Source organism: Runella defluvii (assembly GCF_014195535.1).
GTDB classification, from domain to species: domain Bacteria; phylum Bacteroidota; class Bacteroidia; order Cytophagales; family Spirosomataceae; genus Runella; species Runella defluvii.
The window spans coordinates 1-22,821 of record NZ_JACIBY010000028.1 but is presented as its reverse complement, the minus strand read 5'-3'; the positions used below and the strand labels follow the sequence as shown (position 1 = coordinate 22,821).

General features: G+C 44.6%; 16 protein-coding genes. 11 read left to right on the top strand and 5 right to left on the bottom strand.

Annotated features, from left to right (window positions below):
• Window positions 1-11: 11 nt before the first annotated feature.
• Together FHS57_RS30360 and FHS57_RS30355 are read left to right on the top strand one after the other, a co-directional pair.
• Window positions 12-590 carry a cupin domain-containing protein gene (locus tag FHS57_RS30360; protein ID WP_183980367.1) on the top strand — a complete coding sequence of 193 codons (579 nt, stop codon included), beginning with the start codon at window positions 12-14 and terminating at the stop codon, window positions 588-590.
• A 16-nt stretch (window positions 591-606) separates the two neighbouring features.
• Window positions 607-1,437 (top strand): AraC family transcriptional regulator, encoded by an 831-nt coding sequence (locus FHS57_RS30355; RefSeq protein WP_183980365.1) that lies wholly within the window; start codon window positions 607-609, stop codon window positions 1,435-1,437.
• Between the two features lie 60 nt (window positions 1,438-1,497).
• Here FHS57_RS30355 and FHS57_RS30350 read toward each other — a convergent pair whose 3' ends face one another.
• The 4 genes from FHS57_RS30350 to FHS57_RS30335 all read right to left on the bottom strand — a co-directional run bounded on the left by FHS57_RS30350 (window position 1,498) and on the right by FHS57_RS30335 (window position 7,924).
• Window positions 1,498-2,130, bottom strand: a complete 633-nt coding sequence (locus FHS57_RS30350; RefSeq protein ID WP_183980363.1) for a nitroreductase family protein — start codon at window positions 2,128-2,130, stop codon at window positions 1,498-1,500.
• A 194-nt stretch (window positions 2,131-2,324) separates the two neighbouring features.
• Window positions 2,325-2,876, bottom strand: coding sequence for a hypothetical protein (locus FHS57_RS30345; protein WP_183980361.1), 552 nt, complete (start codon window positions 2,874-2,876; stop codon window positions 2,325-2,327).
• A 127-nt stretch (window positions 2,877-3,003) separates the two neighbouring features.
• Window positions 3,004-4,614 (bottom strand): SusD/RagB family nutrient-binding outer membrane lipoprotein, encoded by a 1,611-nt coding sequence (locus tag FHS57_RS30340; RefSeq protein WP_183980358.1) that lies wholly within the window; start codon window positions 4,612-4,614, stop codon window positions 3,004-3,006.
• A 19-nt stretch (window positions 4,615-4,633) separates the two neighbouring features.
• Window positions 4,634-7,924, bottom strand: a complete 3,291-nt coding sequence (locus FHS57_RS30335; RefSeq protein WP_183980357.1) for a SusC/RagA family TonB-linked outer membrane protein — start codon at window positions 7,922-7,924, stop codon at window positions 4,634-4,636.
• A 601-nt stretch (window positions 7,925-8,525) separates the two neighbouring features.
• Here FHS57_RS30335 and FHS57_RS30330 point away from each other — a divergent pair.
• The 7 genes from FHS57_RS30330 (at window position 8,526) to FHS57_RS30300 (ending at window position 16,521) form a co-directional block, all read left to right on the top strand.
• Window positions 8,526-10,064, top strand: coding sequence for a maltokinase N-terminal cap-like domain-containing protein (locus FHS57_RS30330; RefSeq protein WP_183980355.1), 1,539 nt, complete (start codon window positions 8,526-8,528; stop codon window positions 10,062-10,064).
• 127 nt (window positions 10,065-10,191) lie between these two features.
• A complete protein-coding gene (locus FHS57_RS30325; protein ID WP_122931509.1) occupies window positions 10,192-10,767 on the top strand; it encodes a D-sedoheptulose-7-phosphate isomerase in 576 nt (191 codons plus the stop codon).
• Window positions 10,768-10,840: 73 nt separating this feature from the next.
• Complete coding sequence (locus FHS57_RS30320) at window positions 10,841-12,037, top strand: AAA family ATPase (RefSeq protein ID WP_183980353.1); 1,197 nt, start codon at window positions 10,841-10,843, stop codon at window positions 12,035-12,037.
• A 1-nt stretch (window position 12,038) separates the two neighbouring features.
• Window positions 12,039-12,614, top strand: coding sequence for a DUF4276 family protein (locus FHS57_RS30315; RefSeq protein ID WP_183980351.1), 576 nt, complete (start codon window positions 12,039-12,041; stop codon window positions 12,612-12,614).
• 10 nt (window positions 12,615-12,624) lie between these two features.
• Complete coding sequence (fabG, locus tag FHS57_RS30310) at window positions 12,625-13,371, top strand: 3-oxoacyl-[acyl-carrier-protein] reductase (protein WP_028526963.1); 747 nt, start codon at window positions 12,625-12,627, stop codon at window positions 13,369-13,371.
• Window positions 13,372-13,519: 148 nt separating this feature from the next.
• The gene (locus FHS57_RS30305; RefSeq protein ID WP_183980349.1) at window positions 13,520-15,604 is read left to right on the top strand and encodes a vWA domain-containing protein; all 2,085 of its coding nucleotides are present in this window, start codon (window positions 13,520-13,522) and stop codon (window positions 15,602-15,604) included.
• 8 nt (window positions 15,605-15,612) lie between these two features.
• Window positions 15,613-16,521: a DUF2279 domain-containing protein gene (locus tag FHS57_RS30300; RefSeq protein WP_229601501.1), complete on the top strand. Its 909-nt coding sequence runs from the start codon at window positions 15,613-15,615 to the stop codon at window positions 16,519-16,521.
• Window positions 16,522-16,546: 25 nt separating this feature from the next.
• Here the strand turns inward: FHS57_RS30300 and FHS57_RS30295 are convergent, their stop codons facing one another.
• Window positions 16,547-17,128, bottom strand: a complete 582-nt coding sequence (locus FHS57_RS30295; protein WP_183980345.1) for a helix-turn-helix transcriptional regulator — start codon at window positions 17,126-17,128, stop codon at window positions 16,547-16,549.
• A gap of 305 nt (window positions 17,129-17,433) precedes the next feature.
• Between FHS57_RS30295 and FHS57_RS30290 the strand changes: the two genes are divergently transcribed.
• Both FHS57_RS30290 and FHS57_RS30285 read left to right on the top strand, forming a co-directional pair.
• Window positions 17,434-18,120, top strand: a complete 687-nt coding sequence (locus FHS57_RS30290; protein ID WP_183980343.1) for a LytR/AlgR family response regulator transcription factor — start codon at window positions 17,434-17,436, stop codon at window positions 18,118-18,120.
• 658 nt (window positions 18,121-18,778) lie between these two features.
• A partial coding sequence (locus tag FHS57_RS30285; protein WP_310587029.1) for an SdrD B-like domain-containing protein occupies window positions 18,779-22,821 on the top strand: 4,043 nt, incomplete at its 3' end.

Here is a 22,821-nt window from a genome sequence, read left to right as displayed (position 1 = left end):
CCACTACTAGAATGGCTCCTGTTTTTTCTCGCCGATTTACGCTGCGCTCTTTGTTTGTCGCAGGTTTATTCCCACGATTTAGTGCTGCTTCCGACACGCCAACCCAGGCGGTTTTGGTTCGGAAAGACGAAGGTGAACGCCTGAAAATAGGGGGTTCAATTTTTGACTTTAAATTAAAGAAAAATCAAACGGGAGGCCAATTAGCTTTTGCCGAAGCAGTTATTTCAGTAGGTACGTTGGGGGCGCCGCCTCATCTTCACCGCACGTTTGATGAAGTGTGCTATGTCTTGGAGGGTACGGTACAAGTATGGGTTGAGGGAGAAGTGGTTACGCTCCACTCGGGGGATGTCCATTTGAGACCCAAAGGAAAAATACACACGTTTTGGAATGCAGGTAAAACTCCCGCTAAGTGCCTTGAAATCAGTATGCCAGGGGGGCACGAAGACTACCTCCGAGATTTGAGTCAGTTGCTGGCCAAAGGAACCCGTCCTCAACCCGAAGATTTTGCGGCTTTGGCACAAAAACACGATATTGTGTATTTCTGGGACAAGCTTCCCGAAATCATCAAAAAGTACCAAGTTCAGTTGTAATCTATCCGTATCAAATATGTTTTTACGTGTTTATTCACCCTGCTTAGCCTTGCGCCCTTTTGTGCGAGAATACACGGTTATGCACGTAGAAATTGAGAGTACAAATGGAATCATTACCAAGCCTTTCCCTGCCAGCCCCGACCAGTGTTTGTACTTTTATGCCCGTGACCCCGTCATTAGTCGAAAAGGCGTAGAAGCGTCTTTGTTAACAAATTCGCCAAGTATTATAGTTGGGCCGCAAGTGACGCGGGTGAATCTGGAGTTACACCCTAATCACCTCACGGTGGCGGTAGTGTTTCGGCCAGGTGGGTTGCACGCACTTTTAGGGCAGCTTCCAATGACGGAGCTGTTTGACTGTTCGATAGACAGTTCGTTGATTTGGCCAACTGAAATTCGAGAGCTTAATGAACAATTGGCGGCTACCTCAAATTATGATTTGATGGCGGCTTTGGTTGAGGGATTTTTAGTGCGCCAATACGCTCGACAATCATTGTCTCAACAGCCTTTTGATAAAGTCATTCACACAATGGTACAGTCGCCGCAGCTGTATTCGATAGACCAACTGGCTGATATGGCGTGTTTGAGCGGACGGCAATTCCGTCGGAAGTTTTACGAAAAAATGGGGCTAAGTCCCAAAACATTTGCTAGAATTGTTCGATTTAGCAAGGCGTTTCGATTAAAAGAAAAAAATCCAAAGCTAGATTGGCTTGACGTTGTCACAATAGCTGGTTATCATGACTTTAGGCACTTGGTGCGCGATTTTAAGGAGTTTGCTGATGCAACCCCTACGTTGTTGTCGGAAGAAGAAAGTCGATATCCACTGAAAATTTATACGTCATTTGAGTAAAATAAAAAATGCCACCCTGAACAAATTGTCATCGGTGGCATTTTACTTGTGAGGGGGCTGTTAATTTACGTGGGTATATAATAGCTCTTTGGGCGTTCTTACTTTCTTGAGTTTCGCCAACCAGTCGTTGTCTTCATCGCGGTAGCCAAGCGCTACGATGGCGGTACTTTTCAACCCCTTTTCGGCTAATCCCAACAACTCATCCAATTGTGCGGCGTTGTAGCCTTCCATTGGAGTGGCATCTACTTCTTGGTCGGCGGCAGCTACGAGGCTAATGCCAAGCGCAATGGCAGATTGTTTGGCTGTGTGGGCAAAGTTCTGCTCGGGTGTGTTGGCAAGTACCATGCCCAGCAAACGCTTACGGTAGTCGTCGGTGGCGCTGTCGGGAAGCCCTCTTTCGGCGTTGGAACGCTTAAAAACGGCATTGATACGCTCTTCGGTATAGTTGTCCCACGCTGCAAAAATCAATAAATGCGAAGCATCAGTAATTTGAGATTGGCCAAATGCGATGGGCTTAATTTTCTCTTTTAATTCTTCATTCGTTACCACAATAATTTCATAAGGCTGCAATCCTGACGAAGAAGGTGACAAGCGGATGGCTTCCAAAATGTAGTCAATTTTGTCTTGTGGCACTTGCTTGCCCGACATCTTTTTGGTGGCATAACGCCACTGTAAGCTTTCAATTAAATCCATGATTTTATATGTTGATACATTTAATGTCTGTACGTAATATACAAGTGTAGGTTAGGTTTTGTTCCAAATGCACCATTAAAAACGCATTAAAGGGTTTTTTGCAGAAGTAATCTATTGATTAACAGTAGTTTTTGAAGTAAAAAAAAACGGACAATAGTTTCCTATTGCCCGTTTGAAATCGACTGGGAGGTAGTTTACTGTAAAATCACGTCAAGAAGGGGCGTAAAATTAGTACCCAAGGCATTGGCATTAATTCCTGGCCCCGAATTTTGCCACGAAAATACCCGACCATCTTTCATCGTTGCCACAAAGCGAACTCGAAGGCGGTCGTTGGCGCGTAAATTAGCGGCGGTTATGCCCGTTTTTGAAAGCAGTTCCGACACCGAAAGTTGTTCTTTGCCATTGAGGCTCGTCAGGGTTTTGACCATCACGCCGTGCGGTGCCGCCGTAGAAGCCGCTGGCGTTACCACCGTGCCGCGTACGTGACTTACATAGGCATCTACTTTTGAAATCTCGTCGGCGTTGGCACTTTGGGTCGTAAAAGCCATGTTAGCCGAGGCCACATTGGCAAGCGGCACGTTAATAATGTTGATATTGGCCGCCGTTACAGCCGCAGGAAGCGGGTCGGGCCAAGCCACAAAACTAGCCCCGTGCGCAATATCAGGAAACGGGCTTTTGGTCTCACAGCCAGCCAGTGCCAGCATAAAAAAACCAAGGAGGGAAAGAAGATATGTTGTCTTTTTCATAAAAATGTTCTGTTTGTTTTTAGTAGTTAATAGTCGATGATGAGGTCCACAGTCCACAGTCGATAGTCCATAGTAAAGGTTTTTGAAATTGAATCTATCGACCATGGACTATTGACCATCGACTAAATCACTTCTGCCAAAAGACTTTTGCGGTTGCAATGACGCGTTGGGCAGGAGCATTGGGGTTCAATTGAAGCTCGCCAGGAACTGGGTAAGGCATCGACTGTGGGTAACCACGGTTGAGGTTGGTAAAGGCAATGTTGTCCGTGTTGGGGTCATAAATTTTTGGAAAACCCGTACGGCGAATGTCGTTGTACGACTCTAGCCCAAAACCAAAGTTGGCAATCCATTTTTCGGTCATAATCAATTCCAGTTTGCCATTGTCATTGGCGGCATCGAATTTGACCAAAACAGCATCCACGTACTCTTTGATGGTGGCTGCCGAAAGGGCAGGGGCGCCTCCGCGAGCAGCCGCAGCGTTGACCTCAGCAAAAGCGGCGTTGACGGCATCCGTAAATAATTGTTTTGCATTGCCCGTTCCGACGCCCGTTTGTGCTAATTCGGCACGCGTAAACAAGTAAGAATGATACGGTAAAATACGCTGAGGGCCATCACCACGGGCCGAAGCTCCACTTACGCCTGCTGCTGATACGCCATTACCATCGTCGTACCGACCACCGCAATAATACAACCCAACGATGGTGTTAGACGAAGATTGGTCAAAGCCTTGGTTAGGGCCTTGTGACGAAAAGTAAATCGACACAAAGTTGCCATTGCGGTACTCGACAGGGTTTTGAGCCGTGGGACGAGCCGCCGAAAGTTGGTTGAAATAATAGTACGGAATGCGCGGATCACGAATGCCGTCCAATACGGTATTGAGGGTGCTTGTTCCAAGTAAAATTTCGTGAAAATACGGACTGATGTAATTGTCGCGGCCCGAAGTGGTGATGTTGTAATCTTCACGGAAAATCGGGTTACGGTTGTCGGGGGCACTTGAAGTACCGTAGTTGAGTGAAAAACTTCCTGCCGACGTCATCAAATCTCCTTCTGCAATCAAGGCATTCACCTGCGTACTCACATTTTGTACCAAACGGATTTGATTATAAAGTTTGAGTTTCAGGGTTTTGGCAAATTGCCGCCAGCGCGTTAGGTTTCCGCCATAAATCAAATCGTCGGTTTTAGGGCTGAGCGCCGACGTTTTGGCAAGGTTGGCAATTCCTTCGTCAATCATCGCAAAAAGCTGAGGATAAACGTCTTGTCCTTTATCAAATTTAGGAAAAGGAACTTTGGCCGAAGTACTGGCCTCGGTAAAAGGAATTTCACCCCATACGTCCACCATGTAGCTGAAAGCCATTGCTTTTGTGATTTGGGCAACGCCCGTATAGGCAAATTGCTGGCTTGCATTGGCTTGTTCAATGAGCACATTTAAGTTTTGTACGGCACGGTACATGTTGGCCCACGCTTGGGTCACGGGGAAGTCCTGCCCCGTAATGGCGTACTGGTCGTTGTTGCTTCGTTGGGTTACTTGGTGCACAAAAACCCCCGCAGGATTGGCCAAACCCGTTGGCCCAGCCCCCAGTGAGTTGACAATGTCGAGTTGGGCATTGGTAAGTAGTTGACTCGAATTGACCGACGAGGGGTTATTAGGGTCATTGTTGATGTCGAGGTTACACGCATTGAGTAGTAATAGGGACGCAATGAGCGTAATATGGGTGACACTTTTTAAGATTCTATTCATGGTATTTTCAGTTTTGTTGTTAGAAAGTAACACTTAGGTTGACCCCATAACGGCGAACAGAAGGAGCGGCAAATAGGTCGATTCCTTGCGTGTTGCTGTTTCCGAAGGTGTTTACTTCAGGGTCAAAGTTGGAGTGTTTAGGGAAGTTAGGGGCAAAAAACCAAAGGTTACGGCCGCTCAACGTGATGTTAGCCGAACCAAAAGGTGTTTTTGCCAACAAACCTTTCGGCAGCGAATATCCTAAGGTAATCTCGCGCAAACGAACGACCGTGGCGTCCCAAACCGAAAATTCGTTAGGGGCGTTTACGGCCAACGAGCCACCCGCCGATTGAAACCAAAGGTTGTTTTCCATTACCTGAATATTGTTCGGAATGGGTTTGCCATCACCGTCTAACAATGGCTTGAGCGTATTGGCATCGCCAAGAACCCCCGCTACTACTTTTGGTATTTCACGGTTTTCGGTGTCTTGCGTTACCCCACGTCCTAACAAGAATTGGTTAGTCCACGAATACAAATCTCCGCCGTGACGATAGTCAATCACTCCGCTAAGGGTAAAGCCTTTGAAACGGAAAGTGTTGCTAACGGCCAAGGTAAATTTAGGGTTAGGGTTACCAATGATTTTTTGTTTGGTATCAGGAATAGTCAAACCTGTGTTGGGATTAATAAGAGCATTACCGTTTTCGTCCCGAGCCACTGCCGTACCACGCAATACCCCAAACCACTCGCCAGGGCGTACCACAGGAATGGGCTGATTGGTGTAAATATTACGTAACGTTACTTCTTCAACTCCCTCCGCTAGCGTTTCGACGATGTTGCGGTTTTGGGTATAGGCCGTGAAAATATCCCACTTAAATCCATTGGCGAGCTGAATAGGCACCAAGGTAAGTCCTGCCTCAATTCCTGAGTTACGAATAGAACCAAAGTTGGTGACAAAAGAAGTATAACCCGATGATTGCGGCAATGAACGGCGGGCGATGATGTCGGTACTCAAACGGTTATAATAGGTCAAGTCCAACGACGCGCGTCCACCAAAAAACTCAAGGTTCGTTCCTACTTCTACTTCTTTGGTAAACTCAGGTTTCAAGTTTGGGTCGAAAGCCGAAGCTGCTACCGAAGCCCCCGATTGGCCATTGAATGGATAGTCGTTGTAACGAGTCGAGCCTACTAAACCAGAGCTTTCTCCCAAGTTGATACGGAAGGTGTTAAGCACTTGGTAAGGGTCGGCGTCGCGGCCTACTTTGGCATAACTTACGCGAAGTTTGGCGTTGCTCAATACATTCGACTTGATACCCAAGGCTTCGGTCAAAATAAAGGAAGCACTTCCCGAATAATAGAAATAGCTGCGGTTGTTGGCGGGTAAGGTCGATGACTTGTCATTACGCCCTGTGAGCGTAAGGTACAGGTAGTTTTTATACCCCAGCGTTAAATCCGCAAACGTGGCATACAAACGGCGCTTGCTCATGCCTGTGTTTCCTGTGTTGGGCGTAACGGTGCTTACGTTGGTAATCAGGTCAATACCCCGCGTGACAATCCCAAGACCATTGACGCTCGTTTGGTCAAACTTACGTTCGTTGTAGTTGGCACCTATCACGGCACGGAGGTCAATGTCGGGCGTCAAATCGTGTTTGAAATTCAAGAGCAAATTGTGGTCTTGTTCGCCAAAAGAAATGGCATCAAACTGCATACTTCCAATGCCTTGCGCACCCGAAAGCGACCCTGCCGAAATCCGCTGAAAGCGGTTGTCGTTGTACGTATTATAGCCGCCTTTGTAGCTGATATTCATCCAGTTGGTGATGTCATACAAAAGACTACCATTCATCGAAATGCGGTTGACCTTGCTGGTATAAATGCTGTTGTTGATTGACCAAAAAGGGTTGTCTGCTTGCCCAAATGGGAAGAAGAACACACCGTTTCCAAACGGATCTTCGTAAGGAAGCTTGTCGAGTGGCCAGTTACGAGGCTGTTGGAACATCCGCGCGAGTGGTGACGTCCCATCACCCCCAAAAAGTGGGCTATCTTGAACGGTATTGGTATAGGCCAAGTTAGCACCTACGACGATGCCATTTTCAAGGGTGGTATTTCCGCCAATGCTGATGTTGATACGTTCAAAGGCCGAGCCAGGGAAAAAGCTTTTTTGGTCGGTGCGCGAAATCACCGAAGTGATGCTCGCCTTTGGGCCTCCACCCGTGATGCTAATGGAGTTTTCATAGACATTGCCCGTACGAAAGAAATTCTTGACGTTGTCGGGATAGGCTTGGTAGGCTACGTTGCCGTTGGGGCGAAGGCCGTACTGTGCTGCAATCGCGGGGTAGTTGGCTGCGTAAGTGTTGTAACCCACCCAGATAGGAATGGAGTCAACGGGAGCAGTGGTGTTGGTCCAACCCCCTGCGGCGTTGTAGATTCGTCCCAAACCAAAAGCAGGGCCCCACGTTCCGTTAGCATTGGCATATACCTGCTGCGAACCTGAGCCGTATTTGTTTTGGAAGTCGGGGTAGCTAGCGATTTTTTCGGCCGAAAACGATGAATTGTACGTAATCTCAAGCCCTTTTTTGGATAATTTGTTGGTGCCCGATTTGGTCGTAATGACAATTACCCCGTTGGCGGCCCGAGTTCCGTACAAAGCGGCGGCGGCGGCTCCTTTTAGTACCGTCATAGAGGCAATGTTGTTGGGGTCAAGGTCGGCGATACGACTTGAGAACGAGGCGCCGTTGTCGCGGAAGTTGCCACTTTCGTTGAGGTCGTTGTTGTAAGGAATCCCATCAACAACAAAAAGCGGCTGGTTCGACCCAAAAAACGAGTTAGCACCGCGAATGGTAATGCGCGACGAACTACCCGCAGTTCCCCCTGAGGCGTTGATGGTAACCCCAGGGATTTTGCCTTGCATGGCTTTCAACACGTCGGGCTCCGATTTCTGAACTAGCTTGTCGGCCGAAAGGCGCTCGACCGAATACCCCAAGGTTTTGTTGCTACGTTCAATCCCCACGGCGGTTACGACCACTTCGCCAAGCTGTTTGACATCGTCCGAAAGCGATACGTTGATGGTTGTTTGGCTCCCTACCACTACTTCTTTGTTGGCATACCCAATAAAGCTAAAAACGAGGGTCGCACCGTTAGGAACTTGAATTTGGTAGGCGCCTTCGGCATTGGTAGAGCTACCGGTATTTGAGCCTTTCAAAAGGACATTGACCCCAGGCAGTGGACTGCCGTCTGCACTAGCAGTAACTTTTCCCGTTACGGTGCGGTTTTGGGCGTGGACGAACCCGACACTTAGCAGCATACCAAGCATCAGAAACAATAGATTTTTTTTCATAGATGAACTGGACATTTTGGTTTTTACATCTGTCGTGGCAACTAGAAACAATTGCCACAACAAAGTTCCCCAATTCATGTATGCCAGAAATCACCCGTTTTTAGTGGTTTATTTTGCCCAATGTTATCCCAATGTGAAGTTTGTTTATGCAGGAAATGAGCATTTTTTCTGCGTATTTTTTCCGAAAAGGGCTTTCTTTTCAATAGCCTCTTTCCCCAAAAAACCGTATTTCATTTGGATACCTCCCTCATTTTTAGCTACCCCCATAGTTAGCTACCCCAAAAAAACTTAAATAAAGCCTAACAATGCTTTTAACGACGCTTTGAGGGGTATTTGCTAGTTTTGTGCCATGAAAACGCCGAAAAAAATGGCGCATATCGGGTGATTTGGGCGATTGGTTTTTTGCAGAACTTTGACCCGAGATTTCAAAATAGATATTCATTTTAAAATTCTCATACGATTTAGTTTAGGTTAAGAACGATAGCCGTAGGACCCTGTCCTACGGCTATTTATATTTGGTAGTTTCTACTTTACTCCCTACTACTTGTATATTTACCTTTTGAAACAGCATACCACTGTTTTTCAAAACACTTAACCGAAGATGATACATTTGACTACTACTCAAATCGAACACCTCGAAACTCAGGTGTTTCCTACTTATTTTAATACTTGTCGGTGGTTTGCGGGAAAAGCCCGCCCTCAAAAAGGATTTCATATTCTTCATATTTTACCCGTAGGAGATGCCGTAATCTTGATAGTGGAGGCGACCTACCACGACGGAGCACCCGAGCTATACCAGTTGCCCTTGGCGGAAGTGGAGTTAGAGATGGAAGTCCCCGTCAAAGGAGTGATTGAAAAAACAGATACCTCACAATGGATTGATGCAATTTACGACGCGGGTTTTAGGCATCAATTATATACGTCTATATATGGTCAACTTGCGCTTTCGACCGACGACGGGCAGTTGCAAGCGACCAAAGGCAGAGGGCTGGCGGAGGCAGACGCGCCAGAGGTGATTGACAGCCGCGTATTGCCCGTTGATTCGAGTAACTCGGCGATGTTGTTTGGCGGGAAATACTTTATGAAATTGTACCGAAAACTTTTTGACCAAACCAACCCCGAGGTGGAAATGGTCAGTTTTTTGACCCAACACTCTGATTTTAGCAACATTCCAGCCTACGCGGGAAGTATTACGTGGCAACGAGCAGGGCAGCCCGACGTAACGCTGGGCATGATGCAACAAGCCATTCGGGCCGAAAAAGACAACTGGGCACTGACGGGCGATTTTCTCAATGACTTTATGTACGGCGTCCCGTCGGGGATGTTTGGTATTAACGAAAGTGTGTTTGAGCAAGTGGCGTTGTTGGGTAAACGCACTGGCGAAATGCACCTTGGTTTGTTTGCCCCTGGCGCAGAAGAAGCCTTTGCCCCCGAAAAATTTGACGATTTTTACCGTAGTTTTTTACTAAAACGCCTTACCGACCTCCTCGACCGTAGGTATGCGTTGTTGATTGAAAATTACGATAAACTCGATGAACCGACGCAGCGTTTGGCGTGGATTTTTATGGAAGCGCGGGAGTTGATTGATGATTTTGCCAACGAAATGCTAACGCGGCCGTTGGATTCGCTGCGGATTCGGATTCACGGCGATTACCATTTGGGACAAGTGCTGACCGACAAGGGCGATTTTATTGTGATTGATTTTGAGGGCGAACCCGAAGCCACCATTGCCGAACGAAAAATAAAACATAGTCCCCTCAAAGACGTAGCGGGGATGATTCGCAGCTACCACTATGCCGTGAGTGCCAAGCTGTTTGAAAGTGCCGAAACCAAGGGGATTTCGTCCGAAAAGCTTCAAATCGTTTCCGACCGTTGGTACAAACTCATGCGCGATACCTACATGGATGCCTATTTGGAAGCCTTTGGTTGGCCGCATCCGTTGTTTAAAAGTCAGAACGAAATCAACTTTTTATTGCTGTTTTTCTTGCTCGAAAAAGCCGTTTATGAACTCGGATACGAAATCAGCTACCGTCCTTCGTGGGTGAACATTCCGTTGCGCGGGATTGTTGAAGTCATCCGTGAAATCGAGAAGTTAAAAGAGCCAACGGTAAGGATTAGTCGATTGGGGATGCAATCCTAGGGTAAGTTTTGTATTTTTGTCGCGTTCATTGATGGCCCATTCTTTGCGGTAGGGGTGTATAGTGGTTAGTCTAAAAATCATTGTATCACCTTTGAACCGAGTTTTTCGGGCACAACCATTTACTTTAATGTCTAAAATTCAATCCATCGTACAGGCTTCCATTGATACAAAAAATCGCGTTTTAGCCGACGAAACTTTACTCAATACCGTAGCAGAAGTAGCTGCCGCGATGACCGAAGCCTTCAAAGCGGGTAAAAAAGTGCTTTTTTGCGGAAATGGCGGAAGTGCTGCCGATGCCCAACACCTAGCGGCCGAATTTAGCGGCCGTTTTTATTACGACCGTCCACCTTTGTATTCGGAGGCATTGCACGTCAATTCATCCTACGTAACGGCCGTCGGAAACGACTACAGCTACGATGTCATCTATTCTCGGATGATTGAGGCGATGGGCAAAGAAGGCGATGTGTTGGTCGGGATTTCAACTTCAGGAAATTCGCCCAACGTCGTCAAAGCCCTCGAAGCGGCCAACAAACTCGGCATGATTACCGTCGGTATGACGGGCGAAACGGGAGGAAAGATGAAAGAAGTAAGTAATTTTTTGATTAATATTCCTTCCAAAGATACCCCTCGTATTCAGGAGTGTCATATCTTACTAGGGCATATCCTGTGCCAATTGGTGGAGGAGAATGTGTTTCCTAAGTAAAAAATACAGAAAGGGGAAGCTATACACTTCCCCTTTAAAGTAACTTGGATAAAGTTAAAGTGCTTTCAATAGAATGAGAATTGAACAAATAAAAGTCGAGAATTTTAAAGCATTCAAAAATACTACCATTAAGGACTTACCCGCAATGGCCGTGTTTTTGGGGGCAAATGGTTCAGGGAAATCTACTTTCTTTGACGTTTTTGGCTTTTTAAGCGATGCTCTACAAACGAATGTTACGATTGCACTTAATAAAAGAGGAGGTTTTCAAGAAGTAATTTCAAGAGGCTGTGATGTACATAAAGATTTTATAGTACTTGAAATTAAGTTTAGAAACCAAGAAAAGGACAGTGATAGTTCTCCTCTTATTACCTATTACTTAGAAATAGGGTTTAAAACTGGGAAGGTTTACATTAGTAGAGAAGTTTTAAAATACCGACGCGGCCAAAAAACGGGAAAACCTTGGCACTTTTTGGATTTTAAAGAAGGGGTTGGAGAGGCGATTACAAATGAAAATGAATACGGCCAAACGGGAGTAGAGGCAGAGAGGATTGCTCAAAAAGTTACTAGCCCTGATATATTGGCTATCAAGGGGTTAGGTCAGTTTGAACAGTTTAAAGCCATTAGCTCTTTCAGAAGTTTACTTGAAAAATGGTACGTTTCTAATTTTAGTATCGACTACGGTAGAAGAATTTCTGATACTGGAATTTCTAATCATTTGTCAGTAACGGGAGATAACTTGGCACAGGTGACAAAATACATGTATGATTATCACCGTGAATTGTTTGATGGTATGCTGGAAAAACTTCCGAGACGTATTCCGGGCATCAACAAAGTAGAGGCAAAAGAAACGGAAGATGGAAGAATTATTTTGCGTTTTCAGGACGAAAATTTCAAAGACCCGTTTGTCGCTCGCTATGTTTCGGACGGTACAATAAAAATGTTTGCTTACATGATTTTATTGCACGATCCAGAACCTCATCCATTATTGTGTATCGAAGAGCCAGAAAACTTTCTTCATCCCGATTTATTGCTGCAATTAAGCGAGGAAATTAGAGAATATGCGGAGAGGGGAGGGCAAGTATTTGTTTCTACACATTCGCCCGATTTCGTGAATGGATTGAAAGTCAATGAATTGTTTTTTCTGGTAAAAGAAAAGGGGTTTACCACGATCAAAGCGGCTGCCAATGATAAATTAGTAGCTGAGTTAGCGAAAGAAAACGAGTTGGGTTGGCTGTGGCGCAATCATTACATTACTGGAGCCAACTTATAAAATGAAAATGTTATACGTTTTTACTGAAGAACCCTCCGCAAAAATTGTCATGGATTCGTTGCTTCCCAAAGTGCTTCCTGAAGGTGTAGGTTTTAAAGTATTTCCGCATCAGGGTAAACAAGATTTGGAGAAAGCGCTGAGGAAAACATTGCCCCACATTAGCCAAATGCCTGGGGCCAAAATACTGGTGACGCGCGATCAAGACAGTGCAAATTGTGTCGCACTCAAAAAAGAACTTAACAGTATTATTGAAGGCTCTTGTAAATGTGAATATTCGATTAGAATTATTTGTAAAGAGTTAGAAGCCTGGTTTTTAGGAGACTTGAAAGCGGTACAAGCGGCCTATCCTCGGCTGAAGCCTGAACAGCACCTTGCCAAGGCTGATTTTAAAAATGTTGATAAAATTACTAACCCCAATAAGTACTTGTTGAAAATTATACCTGAATATAAAAACCGAGAAACATTGCCTAAATTAGAGTGTTCAGAAAGGGTTTCTCCATTTTTGGATTTGGAAAATAACCGCTCTGAAAGTTTTAATCATACTGTAACTGCTATTCGGAAATTAATTGAAACTTAATTATTTATACATGTCTCTTTTACAAAACAAAGTCGCTATCGTAACGGGGGCTTCTCGTGGAATCGGGAAAGCCATTGCCACTCGCTTTGCCCAAGAGGGGGCTCAAGTGGCCTTTACGTATTTGTCGAGCGTCGAAAAAGGCCAAGCCTTAGAAGAAGAACTCAAACAATTTGGAACAAAAGTAAAGGGGTATCGCTCAGATGCTTCTGATTTTAAATCGGCCGAAGACCTTGTCGCGCAAGTTGTGGCAGATTTCGGCACGGTTGATGTGGTAGTTAATAACGCAGGTATTACCCGCGATGGCTTGTTGATGCGCATGACCGAAGAACAATGGGACGAGGTAATTCGCGTTAACTTAAAGTCAATCTTTAACTTGACCAAAGCAGTTACTAAAGTGATGATGAAAGCCCGCAGTGGGTCAATCATCAACATTACATCGGTGGTAGGTTTGACAGGAAACGCTGGCCAAGCCAACTATGCGGCTTCTAAAGCGGGAATGATTGGTTTCACAAAATCAGTGGCCAAAGAACTTGGTTCACGCAATATTCGTTGCAATGCTGTGGCGCCAGGGTTTATCGAAACCGAAATGACGGGCGAACTCAACGAAAAAGCCATCGAAGAATGGAAACAGGGAATCCCGTTGAAACGCGGTGGCGCTCCCGAAGAAGTAGCCGACTGTATCGTGTTTTTGGCCTCTGATATGTCGAAATACATCACAGGGCAGGTGTTACAAGTGGACGGTGGAATGGTGATGTAAAACATAGATTCAACTTCCCGAAAGCTTCAAGCTTTTCGGGAAGTTTTTATCCCAAGCCTTTTTCTGTAACAAATAAAAATAAGGTAGGTTATTGAATAAAAGCGGGTAGCTGATTTAAAATGGACAATAAATAACCGATAATTCTCTAATGTTTGCAGCCGAGATTATTTTTCAGACACCATATTGGTACGTAGGATTGTGTTTGTTGGCAGGGGCAGCCTATGCTTTTTTTCTTTACCAACCCAAACCCATTTGGAGTAAAACAACCAACTACGCGCTTTCCTTTTTTCGGGGAGCGCTGGTGAGTATCATCGCTTTTTTACTGCTTAATCCGCTGTTGAGAAGTGTCCAAACTTTCAGCGATAAGTCGAAGGTGGTACTGGCGATTGACAACTCCGAATCGGTAGCAAGCTATGGAAAAAAAGCCCTTGAAGCCCTCGAAAACCTTCGTGAAGCCCTTGCCGATGAAGGAATAGATGTGGCCGTTCAAACCTTAAATTCCGAAAATTACCAAGAAGAGTTGTCGAAAGTGGCTTTTAATCAGCCTACTACCAATCTCGCTGACATGTTGGGAGGAGCAAAAAGCAACTACGAAGGTCGTAACTTGACCGATGTAGTGCTGCTCACCGATGGCATTAGCAACCAAGGACTTGCACCCACTTTTACCAATTATCCATTCCGAATTCATAGCGTAGGCGTAGGGGATACCTTGCCTAAACGTGACATTAGCATCAAGAACATTGCGGCCAATAAAATTGCCTACTTGGGAAATCAATTCCCAATTAACGCTGATATTGTCGCCAGTGGTTTTCAAGGACAGACCGTCACCGTGACCCTCCGACAAGGAAGCTCAACGCTGAGTAGTCAACGCGTGACTTTTAACCAGAAGGATGATTTTAAACAAATCTCTTTTCAAGCAACTTCGGCCGTCAAGGGGCTTCAACATTATGTCATTGAGGTGGAGGCGCTGAAAGGAGAGTTTACGACTCGAAACAACCGCCGCGATGTCTATCTTGACATCATCGACGGCAAAGAAAAAGTGCTCGTATTGGCCTTGGCCACGCACCCAGACATTAAAGCGATTCGGACCATTTTAGAGAAAAACCTCAACTACGAGGTGGATGTCAAAGTGTTTGGCGTCAACCCGGCGGCTGAAACTTACCCCGACAAAAAATACGACCTCATTATTTTGCACCAACTGCCCGATTTGTTCAACATCGGGGGGGATATCATTCAGCGTTATTTACAACGCGATAATACGCCTCTTTTCTTCATTTTAGGCTCGCAAGCCAATACTGCCAAGGCCAGCCAGCTCAATTCCGCCGTGACGGTGATGGCAAATCCAGGCCAAATTGATAAAGTCTCAGGGCGGTTTAACCCGAACTTTAATTTGTTAAACCTTGACCCCGAAAAACTCCGTATTTTGGAAAAAATGCCACCATTGACGGTTCCTTTTGGGGAATATCGCTTATCGCCAGGGAGTGAAGTGGTGTTGTACCAAAACGTAGGGAACCTCAAAACGACAAAGCCGCTGTTGGTACTGAACACGGGCGGCGCTCGCAAGTCGGCGGTACTGGCAGGGGAGGGGATTTGGCAATGGCGCATGGAAGAATATGCCTTAACCGAAAAACAAGAAGCCGTGGATGAACTGCTTCAAAAAGTGATTCAGTTGATTTCGGTCAAAGAAGACAAACGCAAGTTTCGGGTCTATCCGTTGGCGAATGAATACAACGTAGGCGACAAAGTGACGTTTGAAACCGAAGTATATAACGACATTTACGAAAAAACGTACGGACAAAGCATTCGCCTTGAAATCACGGATGAACGCGGAAAAACCAAGCCTTATACCTACACCAACGCCGAAGGAAGCTCGCGTTTTGAGCTGAGTGGCCTTGGTCAAGGGGTGTATCAATACAAAGCAACGACCAGTTTGCAAAACAAAATAGAATCAGTGACAGGGCAATTTATTGTGCGTGATTTGGCACTTGAAACCCTCAACCTGACGGCTGATTATGGAATGCTACGGGCACTTTCCCAACAAACAGGCGGGCAGTTTGTGAAGGCCGACCAAATCGAACAATTGAAAGACTATTTGCTCAAAAACAAGGCCCCCGACCGCCTAGATAGTGCTGAAGACTTGTCCGAATTGATTCAGAACAAGTGGTTGTTTTTCTTGTTGTTGTTGTTGGCAACAGCCGAATGGGGAGTACGAAAGTACCAAGGAAGTTATTAACCACCATAATGCCTCAAATTAGACGACAGTTAGTAATTCTTGCATTGTGTAGTTTCACGTTGGCGAGAGGATGCGCTTTTGCACAAAAAGACTCGCTGAACGTTAAACCCAATTACCGAGCTTTGCATTGGATAATGGCGGGAGAGAGCGCAGCTTACGTTGGGTCTATTTATGGCTTGAGCAAGGCGTGGTACAAGACCAATGATTTCAGCCATTTCCACGTAAGTGACGATGCGCACGAGTGGCAACAGCTCGACAAGGTAGGGCATTTCTTTACGGCGTATCAAATTTGCCGCCATACTGCGGCGCTTTATCAGCAAACCAATGTGAGCCGTAAACAAGCAGCCTTGTACGGTGCGCTTTCGGGTTTTTTGTTTTTGACTCCTATCGAAATTTTGGACGGATTTCAGTACCCGACCTATGGTTTTTCCCCTTCCGACATGGTGGCCAACGTGCTGGGGCCGTCGTTGTACTTAGGTCAGTATGCACTTTGGAACGAAGAACGCATTGTTCCCAAATTTTCTTTTCACCCGACGTCGCTTGCGAAGGTTCGCCCCGAACTACTCGGGCAAAACCTCAGTGAACAATGGCTGAAGGATTACAATGGACAAACATACTGGTTTTCGTTCAATGTGGCTTCTTTTATGCCAGCCTCTCGCTTTCCGAAGTGGCTGAGTGTGTCGTTTGGATACGGCATTCACGATATGGTAGGGGCAGAAATCGAAAAAAGTAGGATGTTAGGATATGACCCTTATCGGCAATACTACCTGTCGTTAGACATAGATTTTCGGCGTATTCCAACCCGTCGAAAAGGCGTAAAGGCATTGTTCTTTCTGCTAAATACAGTAAAAATACCTGCTCCGACGTTGGAATACACACGAAAATATGGAGTCAAAGCCCATTGGCTATACTTCTAACAATGACTTCTCAGTACGAGGTCCTCTAATAAATACTTAGTGCTTCTTGGTATTTTTTTGGCGTTACCCCAAAATGTTTCTGGAACATTTTATTAAACTTAATGGGATGAGAATACCCTACTCGTAGGGATACCTGTGCTCCCCTGACTCCTTTTCGCAGTAGGTCGGCGGCGTACTCCATTTTTCTATCAATATAGAATTGATAAAATGGTTTGCCATAAGCATCTTTAAAATGCGTTTTGAATACCGATACTTTAAAGTTTAAACGTTGGGCAACAACTTCTACATTTGGCTCTTCACCCGCCGATAAATAATAATCAATCATTCGTTCAATTTCCTTCTTTAGAGAAAAAAGACGCTTTACATGCCCTTCTTGCGATTTTGAGCTTACGCCCATCTCATAAGGTGGGTCTTCCATACTAGCTTGGTTTGTAGCATCATAGCTCGAAGGTGTAGGCACATTTACATCGTTAGGTTGGTGGCTCACAACAAAGGGTACCTTGGTTTGTAGAAGTAGTTCTACAACGTGTGGTAATTCTTCTTGCTTAATAAAAATGTTAACGTAGGGAGGGGCCACTTGATTGGAAACAGGGTCTATATGTATCATATTATTGGTAGGGTAAACGAGTGTAAACTATACTGATTTCAAAAGTAAGAATTTTTTTAAAGCTAAAAAGGGACTACTTATTAAACGGTATTGAATGGGTATATTAGGTATTAAAACGGTTACGAAACTATACTTGTGTCAATTCTACACTTTTCTAATAGACATATTTTATATGCCTATTAAACATGGTGGTATAAATCGAATATACCCTTTAAGCAAACGTTTGTAGATTTTCTTTAGGTATTTATTATAATAAGTAATTCTTTTGCCCAAGATTTCTGGTTTTTACCACCCTATTCTCACCTATGAATATTTTGTTTATCCAATCCAATCCGCTGGAAAACTCTCATTTTGAACTCCTGCTTTCTAATTTAGGCTACTCAATTGTTGGTAAAGTTGGCTCTTGTGATGAAGGACTTGATTTGATTGAAGTAAGTCACGTGGACTTAATTATTGCGACGATTTTTGAAGATGCAACGGCCCAAGACAAGGAATGCTTGGGATCATTAGGGGCTTTCCAAATTCCGATTATATTAATCATCAATGAAGACGTGCCCCAAATCTATGAGAAGGTCGCTAATTTTTCGCACGTATTTTATTTAGTGAAGCCCTTTCATACAAATACCTTGGAGAGCGCTATCCGAATCTTATCGCAACAAATCAGGCAAGAACCACAATTTATCAGGGGTACATCTCGCGGTGAAATTATTGCGATTAAAGACATTCTGTATATCGAGGTAGAACGTACCTACACCTTCATTCAGACCAAGACCAAGCGTTATGCGTTTAAAAAATCGCTGACGTTGTTGAAACAACATCTGCCTCTAGGCCGCTTTTTGCAAATCCACCGTAGTTTTTTGGTTCAGAAAAAGTTCGTCAAAAAAATAGACTTTGAAAAGAGCCAAGTAGAGCTTGAGGAAGGGCATTTTCTCCCAATAAGTCGGCGTGCAAAACATGAATTGCAGTCGAAAAACCTCAATACTATTATTTAGTGGGATATAAGTCTATATACCAAATTTAGCTAGTAAACTTATCGGCTTTAGTCTGTTTATGCTTTTTAGGCCCAATGGCTTGCATTATCCTTGTTTTATATACTAAAAAACAAAATTTTTATAGGTATATGAAGATAGGGCTATTGAGAAGTTAAATAGACTTATTTTTGAAACATAATTAGATACGGTATATGTATTTCAATTTTAGTATATCAAAAATTTATAAATGTTATTTGTTGAAAAGTTTTGCAAGTTATTTGATTTAAAGTATCCGATTAGGCTGAGTAAATTATATACTTGTTTTAAATGTACTAATAAATTGTATGATTTTTATTTTCTTTTTATTTTGTGTAATAAATTTATAATCAGTAGTTTAAATAAATATATACACATGTATTTATATATTTAAAGTAAATAAAATGGGTAATGTTTACAGGAATTCATTGTTTATATATTGATTTTATTTTTTATAATAATGTTTTATTATCGGCATCATAATTGCGATTGTGCATGTTTATTTTTTTCTTTACGAAAATTGCTGGATGGTTTTATTTGTCACTTCCTTTGGTATCCTATAAGGAGCCGTATGTATCCATTTTAGTTAATTGTGTACTTTTTGGGATGGTCTTTGATACATACTATTCCAAACATTTTACCCATGAAAAAGTACATCTACATTCCTTCTATTCATCCAAAAATCTACAGGTTATTTTGTTTCACAACCTTGTTATTGGGAACAGTCTTGTGTGCGAAGGCACAGGTAACGATTTCGTTGGATTACAAAGAGAAAAATGACTTGACCACCGTTCAATCGGGGGATAAGTACACGCTTCAATTAAATTATTCTGTTTCCAGTACCACAGGAAACGCCTCCAATGTAAAGGCCGTTATTAATTTGCCCGATAATATTTATACCGTGGGCGAATTTGTAGGAACTACCCACGCCCCAGTGGCGAACTTTGTGTTTACCAATACGGTAGGGGCCAAAAAACTGACGATAACCTTTATTAACCCAGTGCCATCGGGCTCGACGGGTGTATTGGAGTTCATTGTCAGAACCAATAACCTGACTACGCCCAATAATACCCAACTTTGCACAACCGCTGAGATAACGGATGGCAGTGGGGCTACTTCGGGCGCTAAAAATCATTGTATCAATGTGACGGCCGTCCCTCGGATTTGTGCCCTGAAAACATTGCTCAATGGTGGGGCGATCAACAACATCACCACGTATCGCATTCGGGTTTCTGCAAATGGAGGTTCTAATCCTCTGTTTACGCCCTTTGGAACTTTGCAGGCAACCAATATTACCGTAACCGATAACTTACCTGCCAATGCAGAGTTTATCAGTGCCAAAGTATATCACATTAACGGTACCCAAGTCGGGACAGGAACCTATTCCTCAGGGGTGGTTACGGCCACTATACCCAATTTGACCTTACGACAATATGGCAGTGGCACGTGGGAAAGTTTTTACTTTAATTTAGATATTCAGGTGAAATTTAACTCACCTACTTTTAATGCATCCGATGTCGTGACCAATACTGCAACGGTCGATTATACGCCTTTTTCAGGGAGTGCGGCTGTGCTCAATAATGGCGACAATGTGGGAGGCAACTGTGTTTCTGATTTAATAGAGACGACCACCTTAGCAAATCCTGTCACTGCTGCGGTATTGACCAAAGGTGGAAGTGGGAATTACTTTCCAGGCCAGCGATTTTCGTATGGGTGGAGTTTTACCAATACTGGAAACGTGCCTTTGGAAAATGTGGAAATCATCGAAACCATCCCCGCCAACGCTATCATAGACCAAGATGCGGAATACAATGGGGTACGGGTACTTGAGTGGGAGGATATTCACCACATTGAGTACCAGACCAATGTGTCGGGAAGTACCTGGGTTGCATTGGGTGCTGGTGTAGGCGTTCCTGATCTTCCTTCGGGGACTTACTTTACAAAAATTAAGTTTGTTTTTACAAGTCCCTTCATGCCCAACGCTTCTATATTGTCGAGTAGCCAGATATTGCATTTTAAAGCAATAGGTGAGGTGACTGTTGCCGAAACAGTCACTAACTGCATGGAGTGGACAAGTACAACAGCAGGAATACCCAACCAAGCAGGACGAACAGTGTGTAATAGTTCGGTGACTTTACAACCACGACCTACTACTTCTAGGGCTATATATAGTGCAGCACACGCGTCGAATTGCGCGCAAGTAGCGGGTGGAACCGTGACTTTTTCTGGTACGTTACTCGCAGATGTCGGGTATTCAAACGGTCTAAATCCAGTCTGTGCTTTATTGATACCTTCGGGCTCTATTTATGTGTCAGGCTCCGAGACTTTTACTGCTAATAATACGGGCATTACGACCCCGCCTACCTTAGAGATTATTCCTAATTATATAACAACGGGAGGAGTACTACGAGATTTATACCGCTGGACATTTCCAAGCGGAACGGTAGTACCTTATGGCGAACGATTCACGGTGGGTGTTTCCGTAAAAATTTCGCCAGCCCTTCCTCCTGGGCCTTATAATGCCGATTTTATTGCTACTTTCTCCAATGCTTCTGCGAATGCGCCAGACTACAACTTTGGTAATTTTACGGATACGAAGGATTGGGACTTGGACGGAAATACCACTGAGTTGGTAGGAAGGGCTAATACAAATTACGGGCAATGTGATATCAGTATTGCAGCTTCTGCGTCGATGGAATCCATCAAATGGGTCAAAGGGTTATGCGATGTTGCCTATTCTCGTTATCCTGCCTTTGGACAAACGGTACCAGGTGGAGACGCAGACTATCGTCTCATCATCAAAAATACAGGTAACGTGGTGATGAAAGACATCAAAATCATTGATATTTTACCTTTTGTGGGCGACCGAGGTGTGATTGACCCCCAACCTCGTCAGAGTCAGTGGCGACCCAATTTGGCCAATCCAATTTCCGCGCCAGCAGGGGTAACAGTTTATTATACTACTGTTTCTAACCCTTGCCGCGATGAAGTAAAGCAACCCTCTGACCCTTCGCCTTTCCCAACGGGTTGTACACCTCCTAACTGGAGCGTGACGCCACCTTTGGATATTACGCAAGTTCAGGCGGTAAAAATTGATTTTGGTACAAAAACGTTGACTGGTGGCGATTCGTTGGTGTTCAGCTGGCCGATGCGAGCACCAGTAGATGCCCCTACCAATGACGAAATTGCGTGGAATTCTTTTGGTTTTGTCGCTACTCGTACCGACAATAATCAACCATTGCTTGCCGCCGAGCCTATTAAAGTGGGGATTAAACTCAAACCCATTCAACCCGCGGTGTATGGTGATTATGTATGGATAGATACCAACAAAAATGGTATTCAGGACGACGGAGCAACGGGGGTCTCAGGCGTGCGCGTGGAACTTTATAAAGACAATGGCGATGGCATTTCAGATCCTACTACCGATCTATTTGTCGGCTTTACGGTGACTGATGGTGCGGGTAAATATTTGTTCTCTACCTTGCAACCTGGCGATTACTTTGCCAAGTTTTATCCGCCAGCAGGCTACGTAACCACCACCAGCAATCAGGGGGGGAATGATGCTTTAGACTCTGATGGTATCATTACGATTGTAACAACCTTAGATGCAGGCGAGGATGACCGTACATGGGATTTGGGTATTTATCAAGATACGAATTGTGATGTCAAAATCACGAATTATACGCTCAGTCCATGCGTATGGACAGGTACTGCCAGTGAAGTAACAGCCAATGTGTTTGTAGCTTGGGCAAATGCGCCAAGTGGACAAAATATCAACGTTACCCTCAATGGTGTAACCAAAACCATTGACTTGACGACAGCGACCTCGCCCGCGTTGGTATCGTTTACGCTTCCTGCCAATAATACAGATTATGTACTTAATGCGGTGTTTAGTGGAACTAGCACTTGCAAGGATAGCAAGACCATACGCACACCTTTGCCGTGTCAGCCAGCAGTTTGTGTACTAAACATAGATGCAGTAAACGTAGGTGCTTGCAAAGATGGCAAAGCACCATTGGATATAGTGGTGTCTTGGTCGAGCAATCCATCGGGCGAAAATATCATTGTGACCGCGGGAGATTCAACCCGTATTATCAATGTTGCAGGAGGGGTATTATCGCCAGTGACGGTAAACTTCAATATGCCAAGCAATGGCCAAGTGGATGTTCCCATTAATGTAGGTTTTCAAACAACCACAGCTTGCAAAGACACCGATAAATTTACGCTTCCGAATTGTGTATGTATCAAACCAAATGCAGGAAATGATGTGAGCGTTTGTGCACCAGTCACGACAGCTAAACTAACGGCCATTACTACAGGCGGCACCTGGGTACCTATTGGTAGTCCTGCCAACCCTGCTGCGGCGACCATTGATGCCAATGGCAACGTAACGGGCATGACTGTGGCAGGAACGTATCGTTTTGTGTATTCGGTCAGTGGACTGAATTGTACGGATACCGTGGCCGTCCGTGTGAATGCCATCGCGCCTGTTGCAGCTATTCCACTTTGCCACGCCAACGGTACGCCCGAAGATGGTACAGATGATTACATGACGTTCAGTATTCATGTATCCACCACTCCAATGAGTGCCAATAAATTTACGGTAACGGCCACGCAAGGCGGGAATCCATTGGCCATAACGTTGTCAAACGGCAGCGCAGCAACGGCAATTAATTGCGGACTGAA